Origin of the sequence: Sinorhizobium sp. CB7, from assembly GCF_041357635.1 — a bacterium.
GTDB lineage: Bacteria > Pseudomonadota > Alphaproteobacteria > Rhizobiales > Rhizobiaceae > Rhizobium.
Window position 1 is genome coordinate 242923 of record NZ_JAULLL010000006.1, and the last position, 14948, is coordinate 257870.

Sequence of the window (14948 nt, forward strand, 5' to 3'; positions counted from 1 at the left end):
CGGTGTTCAGAAATGGCTGTCGATCGGAGGATCGGCGACTTTGAATGAGACGCCGTGAGAGGAACGGCGTCATAGGGGAGAGCCTGTTAATCAGGGTCAACAACTTAGGGAGGATTGAAATGCGCAAAATGTTCGTTCTTGCCGGCCTTGCCGCGATGCTCGCGTCAGGCACGGCGCTTGCCGATACGAGCGGCAAGAAAATTGCCTTCTCCAACAATTACGCCGGCAATTCCTGGCGCCAGGCGATGTTGAAGAGCTATGACATCGTGACCAAGAAAGCGGTCGCCGACAAGATCGTCGCCGCCGCAGACGTGTTTACGACGGCCGATCAGGAAGTGCCTACCCAGGCCGCCCAGATCCAGAATCTCATCCTGCAGGGATATGACGCGATCGTCATCAATGCTGCATCGCCGGATGCACTCAACGGCGCTGTCAAGCAAGCCTGCGATGCTGGCATCGTCGTCGTCTCATTCGACGGGATCGTCACCGAGCCATGCGCTTACCGCGTCGTCGTCGACTTCGAAGACATGGGCAAGCAGGAAATCGAGCAGATGAAGACGTTCCATCCAGAGGGTGGCAACCTGCTCGAGATTCGCGGTCTTGCCGGCACGTCGATCGACGATTCCATCCACAAAGGTCTGACGGAAGCCGTAGCCGCAAATCCCCAGTTCAAGATCGTGAACTCCGTGACCGGCAACTGGGACCAGACCACGGCTCAAAAGGCGGTAGCAACGGTCCTCCCCTCCCTGCCGGATATCGTCGGCGTGGTCACCCAGGGCGGCGACGGTTATGGCGCGGCGCAGGCCTTCGCTGCTGCGGGCAAGCCGCGTCCGACCATCATCATGGGCAACCGTCAGGACGAGTTGCAATGGTGGAAGGAGCAGAAGGAAAAGGACGGCTATAAGACCTGGTCGGCTTCCATCGCGCCGGGTGTGTCGACCCTTGCATTCTGGGTAGCCCAACAGGTGCTCGATGGTCGGAAAGACATCCCGCACGACATGCTGGTCCCGTACTTGGCCTTCACGCAGGACGATTTCGAAACGGCACTGCCGAACATTCCGGCCGGGAGCGTTGCCAGCAAGGAATATTCGCAGGCCGATGCCCTGGAGGCTATCAAGGCCAACATAAAGTGATCGACACAACAGTGCCTGCTGCAACTCACAGGACCATTGTTTTCCTCAGCGGCGCCGAAAAGCATTTCGGCGCCGTCCGGGCGCTCAATGGTGTCGATTTCGACGTTCGCCACGGCGAGTGCGTCGGGCTTGTCGGCCATAACGGCGCCGGCAAGTCCACGCTGATGCATATGCTGGCGGGCACGCTGGCGCTCGACCGCGGCCGGATGACGGTTGGCGACGAGGTCGAGACCAACTACTCCGTCATCCGGGCACAGAGGCTCGGCATACGCTGTGTATTCCAGGAATTGTCCCTGTGCCCGAATCTCTCGGTCGCCGAGAATACGCGGATCAATCACCCTTCGCTCAGAGGCATCGGCTGGCGCAAGAGAGCGGCTGATCTCATTACGGCGAAGCTTAACGAGATCTTCCCCAACCACGGCATCGACCCATCCGACATCGTTGCTGACCTTTCCATCGGACGACGGCAGATGGTGGAGGTGGCGCGCGCCTTCACGGTGACGCAGGATCCCCTCAACCTCGTCATTCTCGATGAGCCCACGTCCTCGCTCGATGCTCATACCGCCGGCCAGCTTCTTGCCTTCGTCAGGCGCTTCGTCACGGGCGGCGGCAGTTGCGTCCTGATTTCGCACGTTCTCGGCGAGGTGCTTCAGAACGCCGACCGCATCGTCGTGATGCGCGACGGCAAGGTCGTCTCCGCCGATGCGGCGAAGGCCTATGATCGAGAGAGACTGGTCGCAACCATGGGCGGCACGCATCGCGAAAAGGCTCCTGGCGAAAGTCCATCCGGCAAGCATCCGTCCTCCGCAGAACTGCGGGTTCGCGCCCGCCCGGCACGCCAGACCTACGGTGCGGAGCTCGTTGCCCATGCCGGTTCGATCGTCGGGCTCGCCGGCCTCGCAGGGCACGGGCAGACCGATCTTCTGCTCGCGGTCTTCAACGCAGCCCGTCGCCGCAAGGCCGGTATCGAGGTGACCGCGCCGGTGGCGCTGGTCGCCGGCGACCGGCAGTCGGATGGGATATTCCCGCAGTGGTCGATTGCCGAGAACATCGGCATCCGTTCGCTTGCGCAGTTGCGCAAGCACCTGCTGATCTCATCGAAACGCGAAGCCGAGTTCGCCCAATCCTGGCAGCAGAAAATCGGCATCCGCACGCCGGATATAAGCAATAACATCCTGTCGCTCTCCGGCGGCAATCAGCAAAAGGCACTGTTTGCCCGGGCGCTCGGATCGGACGCCGAAATCATCCTGATGGACGATCCGATGCGCGGCGTTGACATCGGCACCAAGCTGGAAGTCTACGACATTATCCGCCAGGAGGCACAGAACGGGCGAACCTTCATCTGGTATACGACGGAGACGGAAGAGCTCGACAATTGCCATCACGTCTATGTCTTCAAGAACGGCCGTATCGTCGCCGACCTGCGCCGCGATGAACTGACGGACGAGAAGATCATACAATCCTCTTTCGCGGAGGCATCATAGGATGTCGGTCATTTCCCTGCAGAACGCCATCGGCAGGCCGGCGCGCAGTGCGGCCGGACGAGCGCGTGCCTTGCGTGCGCTTCTGCCGGCGCTCTCCCTGGCACTGGTTCTGATTGCTATCGCCTGGCTCAACCCGCGCGCCATCTCCTATTTCGGCTTCAGCCTGATGCTGAACCTTGCGATACCGATCGCGCTTGCCACCATCGCTCAGATGTTCGTGATTGCCGGCAACGAGCTGGACCTCTCGATCGGCACGTTCGTGGGCTTCGTCGGCTGCGTCACCGCGACATGGCTGCGTGATGACCCGCTCGTAGGCGCAGCAATCCTTCTCGGATCGATCGGGATTTATGCGCTGCTCGGCGCGCTCATCCACATCCGCAACCTGCCATCCATCGTCGTGACCCTCGGCATGAGTTTCGTCTGGCAGGGACTGGCGATCATGGTTCTCCCCAAGCCGGGCGGCAAAGCACCGGACTGGCTGCAGGCGATCGTCTCCTTCAAACCGCCCTTTATCCCGTTTCCGATCCTGGCTGCGATCGTCATTGCGGCCGTCGTGCACTTCGGCCTGATGCGGACGTCCTACGGCGCCATATTGCGCGGTTCCGGCGGCAATGCGGCTGCCCTTCGCCGCGCCGGCTGGTCGCTGCTCAGGATCAAGGTCACGCTATTTGCGCTCGCCGGGCTTTTCGGCGTCCTCTCCGGCATGACGCTCATCGGCATCACATCATCCGGCGACGCCAATATCGGCAATGGCTACACGCTTCTGGCAATTGCCGGCGTCATCCTCGGCGGCGGCGAGTTCGTGGGAGGACGGGTCTCACCGATCGGCGCCGTCATCGGTGCGCTGACACTGGCGCTTGCCGCCTCGTCCTTGCTCACCTTCATGCACATCCCGCCGGACTGGCAGGTCGCCGCGAACGGCATAATCCTGATCATCGTCCTCGCCGCGCGGGCGTTGATCAGCCGAAGGGAGGCATAGCGATGCTGCAGCTGAAGGTACTGGCCGCAAGGCCCTGGATATGGTCCTTCATCGGCGCCTTTGTGGCGTGGCTGGCAACCGTCATCTTCACCGGCGGCTATGGCGCCGGCGGCATGATTACCGCAGCACTTTCGCTTGCCGTTTTCATGGTCATTGTCGGCATCGGCCAGATGTTCGTCATCACGCTCGGCCCAGGCAACGTCGACCTGTCGCTACCGGCAAACATCGGCCTTGCAAGCGCCGTCGCCATGAAAACCATGAATGGTCAGGACAGCTTGATCGTTCTGGGGCTCCTTGCGGCGCTCGCAAGCGGTGCCGCGGTCGGCATCGCCAACTACCTGCTGATCTGGGCGTTGCGGATTCCGCCGATCATCGCCACGCTGTCGGCAAGCTTCATCATCCAGTCGATCGACATCAGCTATGGCCGCGGACTGCAGATCAAGCCGCCACCCGGCTTTGCCGCCTTCACCAACGTGCAGATCCTCGGCATCCCCGTCCTGGCAATCCTGACGATCCTCTTCACCATCGGCGCCGGCATCGCTCTGCATCGCATGATCTATGGCCGTTCGGTCCTTGCAATCGGTCAGAACATTCGCGCCGCATGGCTTGCCGGCGTCAATGTAGGCCGCATCCGTTTCCTAACTTATACGCTGTCGGGGACGCTCGGCGGTCTGAACGGCGCACTGCTCGCCGGCTATTTTCGCGGCGCCAATGTCGACATCGGCAACGAATACCTGCTCTCTTCCATCGCCGTCGTCGTCATCGGCGGCACGTCCGTGGCGGGCGGAAAGGCCAATGTTCCAGGCATATGGGGAGCAGCCCTATTCCTGGTGCTGCTCCTGACCATGCTCAACACCTTCGGCGTCAGCGCCGGCGTCCGGCTGCTCCTGACGGGTCTCATCATCGTCGGCGTCATTACCGCGGCGGGCGGTGAGAAGCCATTGCGCTGACCGGCAGACGGAAGCACACGATGAATTAATCGGATCTTGCCCTGGTGAGGATCGAGGTTGCTTCCGTGACGGAGGGGAATGCAGAGCGCGTTCCCCTTCTCGATACCGTCAGGGCCGCCGCCTCCGCAGCATCCTGCAGCGCTCGGCGATCGAGCGCGCATCCGCGTCTGATCGCCGAGGCGAGAGCCACACCGGTGAATGTGTCTCCTGCCCCCGTCGTATCGACAACGGCGACTTGCATAGCACCGACTGCAACTTCTCTGCCGCCTTCAATGAGAACAGCACCGCCGGCGCCGAGCGTGAGCACCACCTGCTTTACCCCCTTTGCCAGCAGAGCCGCCGCCGCCTCTCTGCCGGTCAACCCCGTCAACGCTGCCGCTTCGCCCTCGTTCATGAAGACGAGATCGACCAACGGCCAGAGCTCGCTGAAATAGGGACGAACGGGTGAGGGATTGAGGACCGTCTGCAGGCCGGCGGCGCGCGCGAATTCGAGGATCTGACGAGTGGCGGACGCTGAGAGGTTTCCCTGAAGAAGGAGCAGATCTCCCTCGGCGCCGGAACTCAGGGCCTCTGTCACGGCTGCGCCGCTCAGGTTGTCGGCCGAATCCGTCGTCGTGATAATCGCGTTGTTCCCGTCGGGCAAAACCAGGATGATCGAAACGTCGCTCGTGCGCTGCGCCAATTCGATCAATCGGGCGTCAAGCGGCTCGCCTGACAGAAGATCACGGATCGCACGCCCGCGGCTACCGCTGCCGATCGCGGCGATCAGCGTGGTTTGCACACCGCAACGCGCGAGGACGACAGCCTGGTTGGCGCCCTTTCCCCCGAGATCGAGACCTGCAGCACTTCCCAGAATGGAGGCTCCGGGTGATGGAAACTCACCGACGCTGATAGTCTCGTCGATAGTGATATTGCCGGCAACAAAAGCGCGCATCAGCGATCACCAGTCTGCAATCGATCCCGTCGCGCCGTCATTTTAGAGATAGGGAGCATTGTGGAACTCGATCTCAAGCGTCATCGCGCGTGCGAATATGCGGCTGAGCCTAGCGCACTCCTCCGGAGGCATATGTTCGCCCGCAACATCGAGCTCGCGTTTCAGCCATCTGGCCTGTGCCTCGAAGCCCTCATGCACATGCAGGTCTACCCATTCCTTCAGCAGCGGATCACTGATCGCCCGACGTGACGCCTCCTTCGACCAGGTCCAGTACATCCATTCGGCTGCAAACATAGCAGCGACGGTGTCGAGGAAACCTCCATCCCTCGCAATGCCAAACATGCCGGCTCGGAAAGCCTCGACCTCGGGGACCGAGGTATCGAAGCTGGCAGGATCGATGCCCCGTTCGGCAAAGGTCTTCTCGAAATAGGCGATCTGCTCGTTTGCGAGCGCATCCAGGACTTTGATCAGCCATCGCTTCTGTTCGATGGATTTTGCCGTCGCTGCCGCATAGGCGAAGATCGAGATCGCCGTATCGACGAAGGCGCCCTCGTAGACAAGATAACGCTCGAATTCGGCCCTGCCGAGCGTATCGTTCTTGACGTCGGTGACGAAGCGATGCGCCAGCATGGCCTGCAGCACGTCCCGGTTCTCGCGCAGGATCTGTTCGGAAAGTGTTTCGCTCACCATTTCACGGCTCCAGCCCAGCTTCGGCGGCCGCCCGGAAGGCGCGGACGCGTTCCGGATCGACCGGGTTCCACCACACGCCTCCCTGTTTGAGGGAGGACGCCACGATGACGCCGTTGGTGCGCTTCAGGATCTCGACAATATTGTCCTTGTTGACGCCTGAGCCGACCAGAAGCGGCAGGTGCGTTGCCGAACCGATCTCCTCTATCTCCTCGATCGTGGCGCTGTTTCCGGTCCGCTGACCGGTGGCGATCACGCCGTCCGCATCGAAGAAGGCAAGATCACGCGTCAATTCCTCGATCGAGCGATCGGCGACGATGGCGTGGCTGCCATGTTTCACATGGCTATCGGCGAAGACCTTGATGTGCTCAGCGCGCAGCATGGAACGATAGCGCATGGCCTCCGCCGCACGGCCTTCCATGAAACCCTCATTGGCGACATAGGCATTGGCCCATTGATTGACGCGGATGAATTTCGCGCCACCCGCCATCGCGATTGCAAAGGCAGGAATTGGAGCATTTGCCAGCACGTTTATCCCCAGCGGTACGCCGATTGCCCTCGCGATACGATCCGTGACGACCGACATGAAGCCCGTCGTTTCCGGACCGATGTCTTCCGGCTTCGAGAAGGGAATATCGCCGTGGTTTTCGATGATGAGCCCATGCAGCCCGCCCTCGATACAGGCTTCGGCATCGCGCATGCAGGCGTCATAGATCGAATCCATGACAGCGCCGCGATAACGCGGGGAACCCGGGAAAGGCGGACAATGGATCATGCCGATCAGAACCTTGTTGGTGCCGAAAATGTCCAGGATCGCGTTCGAAGTCCTGTCGGATATCTGTTGCATCGAATTCTCTTTCGTTTCCGGGCGCTAGGCGTTGCGCCTCACGCATAATCAGCTCTTGGACGTCTCGGTCAGCCAGCCGAGGATATTTTTCCAGAGCCGGCCATAGCCCTGCCACTCGCAGAATGCCGGCGAGAGCCAGTGCGGACCGATATCGGACGTCCAGGCGGCAGAACGACCGGCTCCGTGCCGGCCGAGCACCAGCAGGGGATGGCCGCCCTGCTCGTCGGGGAGGCGCGCCACCACTTCGATATCCGCGCGTTCGCGAACCTCCACCTCGTTGACGCCGAGAAGCAGCGGCCACTCGCCGGCAAGACCCTTCATCGTCGGATGCTCCGGCAGGAGAATTTCCGCGGTCGAGCCTTCCGGCATCTCGACGCGGTCGTCATAGGGAAGGCATGTCACCGGCAGGACGTCCTCGACCGCGGTGCGGCGCCAGCGCGCCTTGCCGTCAATGCCCTGGAAGGAGAAATAGCCGCCCACCATCAGCAGGCCGCCGCCCTTTTCAACCCAGGCCTTTATCAGCTTCAGCCGGTTCGGAACGGTCTTCGAATGCAGCCATACCGCCGGTGGCAGCAGCAGCGAGTTGGCGCCGATATCCGAAAGGATCACGGCGTCGTAGGCGTCGAGCCCCTTCATCTCGAAGGGAAATTTCTCGACCGCTTCATGCGCGGGCATGTAGGTCAGCTCGAATTCGCTGCCCTCGAGTGCCTTCACCAGCGGTTCGGCGCCGAGATGGAACGTCACACTGCCAAATTGGTCGAAGCCCTTATAGTGCGTGGCCGAACTGACCCAGCTCTCGCCGACCAGAAGAACCTTTTTTGTCATCTTGCTGTTCTTTCCAAGGTTGAATTCAGTTGCCGTCAGATGGTCGCATCGAAGACCGACCGTGGATTGGTGCGGATCAGCCGATCCAGAGCAGCGTCATCGAGACCGTGCCTTCGAAGCCGCGGCAGGAAATGGCGCAGAACATAGGCATAGCCGTTCCCGCCATATCGCGTGAGCATCATCTTCAGGAAGACATCGTGCGAGATGAGAACGCGGTCGAGGCAACCAGCTTCGTGCAGTTTCACGATGGCGCGGGCCGCTTCCTCGTCGCTCGGGCACTGCACCTGCTGATCGGCGTAGAAGAAATCCATGCCGATCATGTCGTATTCGATGAAGGCGCCCCTTGCCGCGAGTTCCGTCTGATAGGTGATATCCCCGTGCGACGGGTTCATGTGGCACAGAACCGTATGGCGAAGGTCCGCCCCCTCCTCCGCGACGATATCGAGAACCCTGTGCCCGAGACGGAACCAGCCGGGCAGGTGCACCATCAGCGGCAGGCCGGTCTGCACCTGGGCGCGCGCAGCACCTCTCAGCGACTTTTCCTCCGCCGCCGTGAAATCGGAGGAAACTCCGATCTCGCCGATAAGGCCGATGCGGACATCCGTTCCGTCGACACCGTCCACGGCCTCGCGGACGATCTCGCGGGCAATATCATCGACACTCATCTCGGCAACCTCCGCCGGATGGGACGAACCGAGATAATAGCCGGCGCCCATGACGATGTTCAGCCCGGTTTGCTCGGCGATGCGCCGCAAGGCAAGCGGATTGCGGCCGATGCCCTTGCATGTCGGCTCGACGACGGTGCTTCCGCCGGCCTCGACGAATGCCCTCAGCTCTTCGATGGCGAGCGGTTCGTCATCGAGCGTGATGTTGTGCTTGTTGACGAAGGGATCCTGCCGCAGCTCGCCCAGTATCTCCATGCAGACGAAGCTGCTGGCGAGATAGGCGCGCTCCGGCGTCTTCGGTGCATGCCACCAGCAACGGCAGTCGTTGAGGATGTGCTCATGCATCAGGGTTAGGCCGAGGCGATCCGAAGGGATCGCTCCGGTGACCGTCATTACCTTCCCCGAACGGACATGCGCTTCCGATTGCATCCTGTCCATCGCTCACCCCCTCCTGCCCAATCTGAGACGGAAGTTCGTCGTGAAGATGCGCGTGTTCAGCCAGATCGCGATCAGGATGATCGCGCCCGTCACGATCTGCGTGAAGAACGGCGAAATATGCATCAGAATCAGGCCGTTGCCGATGACGGCGATCGTGAGCGTGCCAAGGACCGTACCGATGATCGTACCGCGCCCGCCCATCAGCGAGGTGCCGCCGAGAACGACGCCGGCAATGACCTGCAGTTCGAAGCCGACGGCTGCATTGGAAGATCCAGACCCAAGGCGCGCGGCAATCAACAGGCCGGCGACGGTGCAGGCGACACCGGAGATGACATAGACCGAAGCGATGATCCATCTTGCGGGCATGCCCACCCGGCGCGCCGCTTCCATGTTCGATCCGACGGCGACCACTTGGCGGCCATACTTCGTCGACGTGATGACGACATAGCCGATAATAGCGATCGCAATGGCGATGATCGCCGGCACCGGTATTCCCAACAATTCGCCGCGGCCCAGCCAGAAGAAGCCCGGCGCATTCTTGATGGGAATGGAATAGCCCTGCGTCAGGTAAAGGGCATAGCCGCGCAGGATGGAAAGACCCGCGAGCGTCACAATGAATGCCGGGATTCCCTGATAAGCGACGAACCATCCTTGAACGAGGCCCATGAAGGCGCCGAGAACGATCATCGCCACGACGACCGATGGCCAGGAATAGCCCGTCGACATGACGATCGCCGCGAGCGCATTGATCAGCGCAACCTGCGAGCCGACGGAAAGATCGATGCCGCCGGTGACGATGACGAACGTCATCGCGACCGCAACGACCAGAACCGGCGCCGCCTGGCGGATGATGTTCAGCATGTTGCCCAAGGTCAGAAAGGTTTCGCTCGAAAGCGAAAAGAAGATCATGCAGATGATGAAGAAAAATGTGATCGAGAGAACCTGGGCGTGCTCCGCGAAGAAATCCGCGAAGGAAGAGCCCTGGCCGCGTTCCGTATAGACCGTCATTGCCTTGCTCCTTCGCCAACGATCAGCTTGACGAGATCTTCGAGGTTGGTCTTGCCGATCTGACGTTCCGCCACCTTCGTTCCCTCATACATGACCGCGATCCGGTCGCAGACCCGGAAGAGATCCTGAAGCCGGTGGGTGATCAGGATGACCGATACGCCGTTTGCCTTGACGCGATTGATCAAGGCGAGCACGGCTTCCACCTCGGCGACCGCAAGCGCCGATGTCGGCTCGTCCATGATGAGCACCTTCGGCTTGAAGGATGCCGCCCGCGCAATTGCGATTGCCTGACGCTGGCCACCGGAAAGCTGGGCAACCTTGCTGGTCAGTTTCGGAATCCGGATTTCGAGCGCATCGAGCATCTTGCGGGCTTCGGCAAGCATAGTGCTGCGATCAAGGAAGAGACCCTTGCTGATTTCCCGTCCGAGAAAGAGATTGCCCACGACATCGATGTGATCGCACAAACTGAGATCCTGAAAGACCATCTCGATGTTCCGGCCGCGCGCTTCGGCCGGACCGGCAAAACGGACCTCCTCTCCTTCCATCGTGATCGTGCCGGCATCCGGAATGTAGGTTCCGGATATGACCTTGGTAAGTGTCGACTTACCGGCAGCGTTGTCACCGACGAGACCAAGGCATTCACCCGGAAAGATGTCGAGATCGACGCCGCGAAGTGCCTGCAGGGAGCCGAAACTCTTGCGAATGCCGCGCAGCGAGATACGCGGACGGATGTGGCCGCCGGTTGAACCGGTTCCGGATGGGGATACCCCTCCGGAACCGCCGATGGCGGCAGCTTGCTGGCCGCTTTCGATCATTTGAAGACGGCCCGGTAAGGCTCGACGTTGTCCTTGGTGACGATCGTCACAGGAACGGCGATGCTCTTCTCGACAGTTTGACCGGCACTGGCCTTCGTCAGCGCATCGACGGCGGCAGCCCCCATCGCCGACGGATCCTGCTGGATCACGGCGACCACGAAGCCCTCATCGAGCCCTGCAATTGCCTCGGCTGTCAGGTCCCAGCCGAAGATCTTGATGGAATCCTGCTTGCCCTGGCTCTGGACGGCAGCAATCGCGCCCATCAGCGCCGGCTCACCCGTGGCATAGATCGCCGTCATATCGGGATTGCCGGTGATCAGGTTTTCAGCTGCCGCAAGCGCGTTGTCCTGGATGTTCTGTCCATCGACGACGCCGGCAACCTGAACTCCGTCCGTGCCCTTGATGGTGTCTTCGAAGCCCTTCTGCCTAATGTTCTGGATGTAGGAGTTCAAAGCGCCGACGATCCCGATCTTCGCCTTGCCGTCGGCATTGGCCTTGATGTAGTCGAGGAAGAATTTGCCCATATCGGCGCCCGCCTTGCCGTTATCGACGCCGATCTGTGCCTTTTGCGGACCTTCCGGAAGAATGGCATCGATGGCTACGACCGGGATGCCGGCATCGGCTGCTTCCTTTACCGCCGGCATGATGCCGTTCACGTCGATAGCGACGACGGCAAGTCCGGCAACCTTCTGCTCGATATAGGTCTCGATCGCGCTATTTTGCGCCGGCGCCTCATTGTTGGCGTTGAAGATCACCAGTTTGACGCCTGCGGCATCGGCAGCCTTCTGTGCGCCTTCGTTCATCTGATTGAAAAAGAGGGCCTGCTGATTGATCTGTACGAGAGCAATGGTCTTCGGCTCCTGGGCAAAGGCGGCGCCTGCGCCTATCCAGGTAAGAGCGGTGAATCCGGCAGCGGCGACGAAGAGTCGTCTTGTCAGGTTTGGTGTCATGTTCTTGTCCTCTGTTGGTTGGCCATTGCGCTTTTTTGTTTCGCGGGCGGCGCAACGGAATTCCGCACCACGATTTCAACGGACAGGAGCTCTTCCGTCTCTGACGGCTTCCACTCCTGCCAATTGGTTTCAAGCAGCACCTCAAGCGACCTCTGGCCCATCCTGCGCACAGGCTGGCGGATCGCGGTCAAGGGCGGGTCGAACAGATGCAAGGGGCTTATGTCGTCAAAACCGACGACGGAAACATCGTCCGGTATCGACACGCCCCGGTCTTTGAAAACCTCGATGAGTCCGATGGCGATCTCGTCCGAGCTTGCGAATATCGCCGTGGCGGAACGGTCGCCCTCAAGATATTCCAGCGCTGCCTGCTGGCCGTATCCGCGCGTGTACTCGCCAGAGTAACGGTCGACACGGATTTCGCCGTGATTTTCACCCAGTCCGGCAAGCAGGCCGTCGAAACGACGCCGCGCGCTGATCATCCGTTCATCGCCCCCGATGAAGGCGACGTGCCGATGCCCGAATTCGGCAAGATGACGGCCGGCGAGATAGCCGCCCTGCCGGTTGTCGCCGAAAAGCTTCGGCACCTTGGAGCCCGGTATGTCCTCGTCGACGACCACGACCTTCCCGGTCCTGTTGATGAGCGCCGCGAGCGTTCCGTCGTCAGGATGGTTGGTAACGAAGATCAGCCCGTCGTAGTGGTTGCGTTCGATGAGCTGCAGATATTCGATTTCGCGCCCTGCCCGGTTGAGGGTGGCGTGAAGGGAAACCGCGAGCTTCCTTTCGTCGGCAGCCTGCTCGACCTCGGCAACAAGTGTCGCGAAGAACGGGTTTGCGATATCGGGCACCACGAGCCCGATCGTGTCGGAGCGCCCCCTACTCAGACGCCTCGCATGGGGATTCGGCCGGTAATTGAGACTGCGGATCGCATCCTCTATCCGCTTCTTCGTCTCGTAGGGCAAATCGAGACTTCCGTTTACCAGCCTGGAGACGGTCGTCACGGATACTCCGGCGGCGGCAGCCACATCCTTGAGACTGGGTGTCGGAGCATTCTTCATCGCGTCATCCCACGAGGCAAGTAAATCGCTTTACTAAACCGCTTTAGTAAAGCGATTTACAAAATGAACCACGCATGCCGCCCTTGGTCAAGCACGTTTTCGGATTTTAGGAATATCCCCGCAGGAAGAAGCGCGGTTGGCGATTGGAAAAACGACCCCTTGCCCCAGAGAGCAAGGCGTCCGACAATTACAAAGGTCCTGGCTGTTTCAGACTGTCAGGTGCGCAGCGCCCTTTCGAAGACGCGCGCCAGCCGCGCCGCAAATGCACGCGGATCGGAGGGCTTGTCACCGTCGAGCACGCGAGCCTGATCAAGCAGCAGCAGCGTCGCATCCTCCCGGAACGCAATGTCGCCCTGCTCGCTCGCGATCGCCTTGACCATCGGATGTTCGGGATTGATCTCCAGGACAGGCTTTGCCGCAGATTGAAGTCGTCCCGCGCCCTGCAGGATCTTTTCCAGCTGACGATCGTAACCCTGTTCGGATGCGACGAGGCAGACGGCGCTTTCCGTCAGTCGATCGGAGGTCCGCACATCGGAAACCTGCTCGGCAAGCTTGTCCTTGGCGAAGGCAATGAATTCTTCGATGTCGGGCGAAGTTTCGCCTGCCGGGGTGCTTGCCCCGTCGACTTTCGAGAACTGGCTGAGGTCGGCGGAACCCTGGGTGATCGACTTGAATGACTTACCCTCGAATTCCGGCGCATTCGTCACCCAGAAGCTGTCGACGGAATCGGTCAGCAGCAGTACCTCGATGCCGCGGGCCCGGAAACCTTCCAGTTGCGGCGACGCCTTCAGCTGTTCCAGGCTGCTGCCGGTCAGATAATAGATGGCATTCTGACCATCCCTTGCATCCCTGACATAGTCGGCAAGCGAACGGAAGCCTTCTCCCGAGGCAGTGGTGCGGAAGCGGGAGAGCGCAATCAGCTGGGAACGCCGCTCGAAATCCTCATAGATGCCTTCCTTGATGACGCTGCCGAAGGATTCCCAGAGCTTGAGGAAGGCATCGCCGTCGCTTTCGGCAAGCTTTTCGATCGCGGTAAGGACGCGGCTGGTCACACCCTTGCGGATGGCCAAAAGGATCGGGCTCTCCTGGATCGTCTCGCGCGAGACGTTGAGCGGCAGATCGGCGGTGTCCACGAGACCACGCACGAAACGGAGATAACGCGGCAGAAGCTCGGCATCGTCTGTGATGAACACGCGCCTCACATACAGCTTCATGCGGCCCTTGCGGTCGGGATCGAAGAGGTCGAAGGGTGGCGAGCCGGGGACGAATGCAAGTGCGGTATATTCATGACGGCCTTCCGCGCGGAAATGCACGGTTACGGTCGGCTCGTCATACTGGCCGGAAACACCGCGATAGAAGTCGGTATATTCCTCGTTGGTGATCTCATTCTTCGATCTGGTCCAGAGCGCCGTGCCGTCGGTCACCGGCGTTGGTTCGCTGCCGGCCTTTTCGACGAGCCTGATCGGGACCGGCACGTGGCCGGACTGCTCCTTGACGATGCGCTCCACCGTCCAGCGCGACGTATAATTCTTTGCATCTTCCATCAGGTGGAGGGTGATGCGGGTCCCGCGCGCCGGCGCTTCACCCGCCTCAACCGGCCCGACACTGTAGCTCCCCTTGCCGTCCGAGGACCAGATCCAGGCTTCGTCGGAGCCGGCATGTCGAGAGACAACGTCGACGCGGTCGGCAACCATGAAACAGGAATAAAAGCCGACCCCGAACTGGCCGATCAGCTGCGCCCCCTCGCCGGCCTTGTTCGCTTCGATCCGCTCCATGAAGGCGCGCGTCCCGGAACGCGCAATCGTGCCGAGCGCCTCGACCATCTCGTTCCGGCTCATGCCGATACCATTGTCCTCGACGACGAGCTGGCGCTTGTCCTCGTCCAATGAAAGGGTGATCCGACTCTCGGGATCGTTTGTGAGCAATCCCGGCGCCGCGATCGCTTCATAGCGCAGCTTCTCGCAGGCATCGGCCGCATTCGAGATCAGCTCGCGCAGGAAAACATCTTTATCGGAATAGACCGAGTGAACCATCAGGTGCAGAAGGCGGGCAACGTCGGCCTCAAAGACGTGGCTCTCAGCAGGCTTCTCCGCGGTGGTTGTCGTCATGTGTCGTCATTCTCCTCGAGGACGTGAAAACTATGATCATGAGGTGGCAAAACAGTTGAAGAAATTCAAG

General features: G+C 60.8%; 14 protein-coding genes. 4 read left to right on the forward strand and 10 right to left on the reverse strand.

Annotated elements, in window-relative coordinates; genetic code table 11:
• Positions 1-119: 119 nt before the first annotated feature.
• The 4 genes from AAE029_RS13675 to AAE029_RS13690 are packed head-to-tail and all read left to right on the forward strand — an operon-like array spanning position 120 to position 4546.
• Positions 120-1133: an ABC transporter substrate-binding protein gene (locus AAE029_RS13675; RefSeq protein ID WP_371073397.1), complete on the forward strand. Its 1014-nt coding sequence runs from the start codon at positions 120-122 to the stop codon at positions 1131-1133.
• On the forward strand, positions 1130-2617 hold the full coding sequence (locus tag AAE029_RS13680; protein WP_371073398.1) for a sugar ABC transporter ATP-binding protein: 1488 nt from the start codon (positions 1130-1132) through the stop codon (positions 2615-2617). The genes AAE029_RS13675 and AAE029_RS13680 overlap by 4 nt, the downstream gene beginning before the upstream one ends.
• Before the next feature lies 1 nt (position 2618).
• Positions 2619-3596, forward strand: coding sequence for an ABC transporter permease (locus tag AAE029_RS13685; RefSeq protein ID WP_371073399.1), 978 nt, complete (start codon positions 2619-2621; stop codon positions 3594-3596).
• Between the two features lie 2 nt (positions 3597-3598).
• A complete protein-coding gene (locus tag AAE029_RS13690; protein WP_371073400.1) occupies positions 3599-4546 on the forward strand; it encodes an ABC transporter permease in 948 nt (315 codons plus the stop codon).
• Between the two features lie 25 nt (positions 4547-4571).
• Here AAE029_RS13690 and AAE029_RS13695 read toward each other — a convergent pair whose 3' ends face one another.
• The 10 genes from AAE029_RS13695 to htpG form a co-directional block, all read right to left on the reverse strand.
• Positions 4572-5480 (reverse strand): ribokinase, encoded by a 909-nt coding sequence (locus tag AAE029_RS13695; RefSeq protein WP_371073401.1) that lies wholly within the window; start codon positions 5478-5480, stop codon positions 4572-4574.
• A 42-nt stretch (positions 5481-5522) separates the two neighbouring features.
• A complete protein-coding gene (locus AAE029_RS13700) occupies positions 5523-6170 on the reverse strand; it encodes a TenA family protein (RefSeq protein ID WP_371073402.1) in 648 nt (215 codons plus the stop codon).
• Position 6171: 1 nt separating this feature from the next.
• Positions 6172-7014: a BtpA/SgcQ family protein gene (locus tag AAE029_RS13705; protein WP_371073403.1), complete on the reverse strand. Its 843-nt coding sequence runs from the start codon at positions 7012-7014 to the stop codon at positions 6172-6174.
• A 48-nt stretch (positions 7015-7062) separates the two neighbouring features.
• Positions 7063-7839: a glutamine amidotransferase gene (locus tag AAE029_RS13710; protein WP_371073404.1), complete on the reverse strand. Its 777-nt coding sequence runs from the start codon at positions 7837-7839 to the stop codon at positions 7063-7065.
• Positions 7840-7874: 35 nt separating this feature from the next.
• Positions 7875-8942 carry a phosphotriesterase gene (locus AAE029_RS13715; RefSeq protein ID WP_371073405.1) on the reverse strand — a complete coding sequence of 356 codons (1068 nt, stop codon included), beginning with the start codon at positions 8940-8942 and terminating at the stop codon, positions 7875-7877.
• A 3-nt stretch (positions 8943-8945) separates the two neighbouring features.
• Positions 8946-9950, reverse strand: a complete 1005-nt coding sequence (locus tag AAE029_RS13720; RefSeq protein WP_371073406.1) for an ABC transporter permease — start codon at positions 9948-9950, stop codon at positions 8946-8948.
• Positions 9947-10765: an ATP-binding cassette domain-containing protein gene (locus tag AAE029_RS13725; RefSeq protein WP_371073407.1), complete on the reverse strand. Its 819-nt coding sequence runs from the start codon at positions 10763-10765 to the stop codon at positions 9947-9949. The genes AAE029_RS13720 and AAE029_RS13725 overlap by 4 nt, the downstream gene beginning before the upstream one ends.
• On the reverse strand, positions 10762-11715 hold the full coding sequence (locus AAE029_RS13730; RefSeq protein WP_371073408.1) for a substrate-binding domain-containing protein: 954 nt from the start codon (positions 11713-11715) through the stop codon (positions 10762-10764). Before AAE029_RS13730 ends, AAE029_RS13725 begins: the two co-directional genes overlap by 4 nt.
• A complete protein-coding gene (locus tag AAE029_RS13735; protein WP_371073409.1) occupies positions 11712-12770 on the reverse strand; it encodes a LacI family DNA-binding transcriptional regulator in 1059 nt (352 codons plus the stop codon). The genes AAE029_RS13730 and AAE029_RS13735 overlap by 4 nt, the downstream gene beginning before the upstream one ends.
• 215 nt (positions 12771-12985) lie before the next feature.
• Positions 12986-14878, reverse strand: a complete 1893-nt coding sequence (htpG, locus tag AAE029_RS13740; RefSeq protein ID WP_371073410.1) for a molecular chaperone HtpG — start codon at positions 14876-14878, stop codon at positions 12986-12988.
• Between the last annotated feature and the right edge of the window lie 70 nt (positions 14879-14948).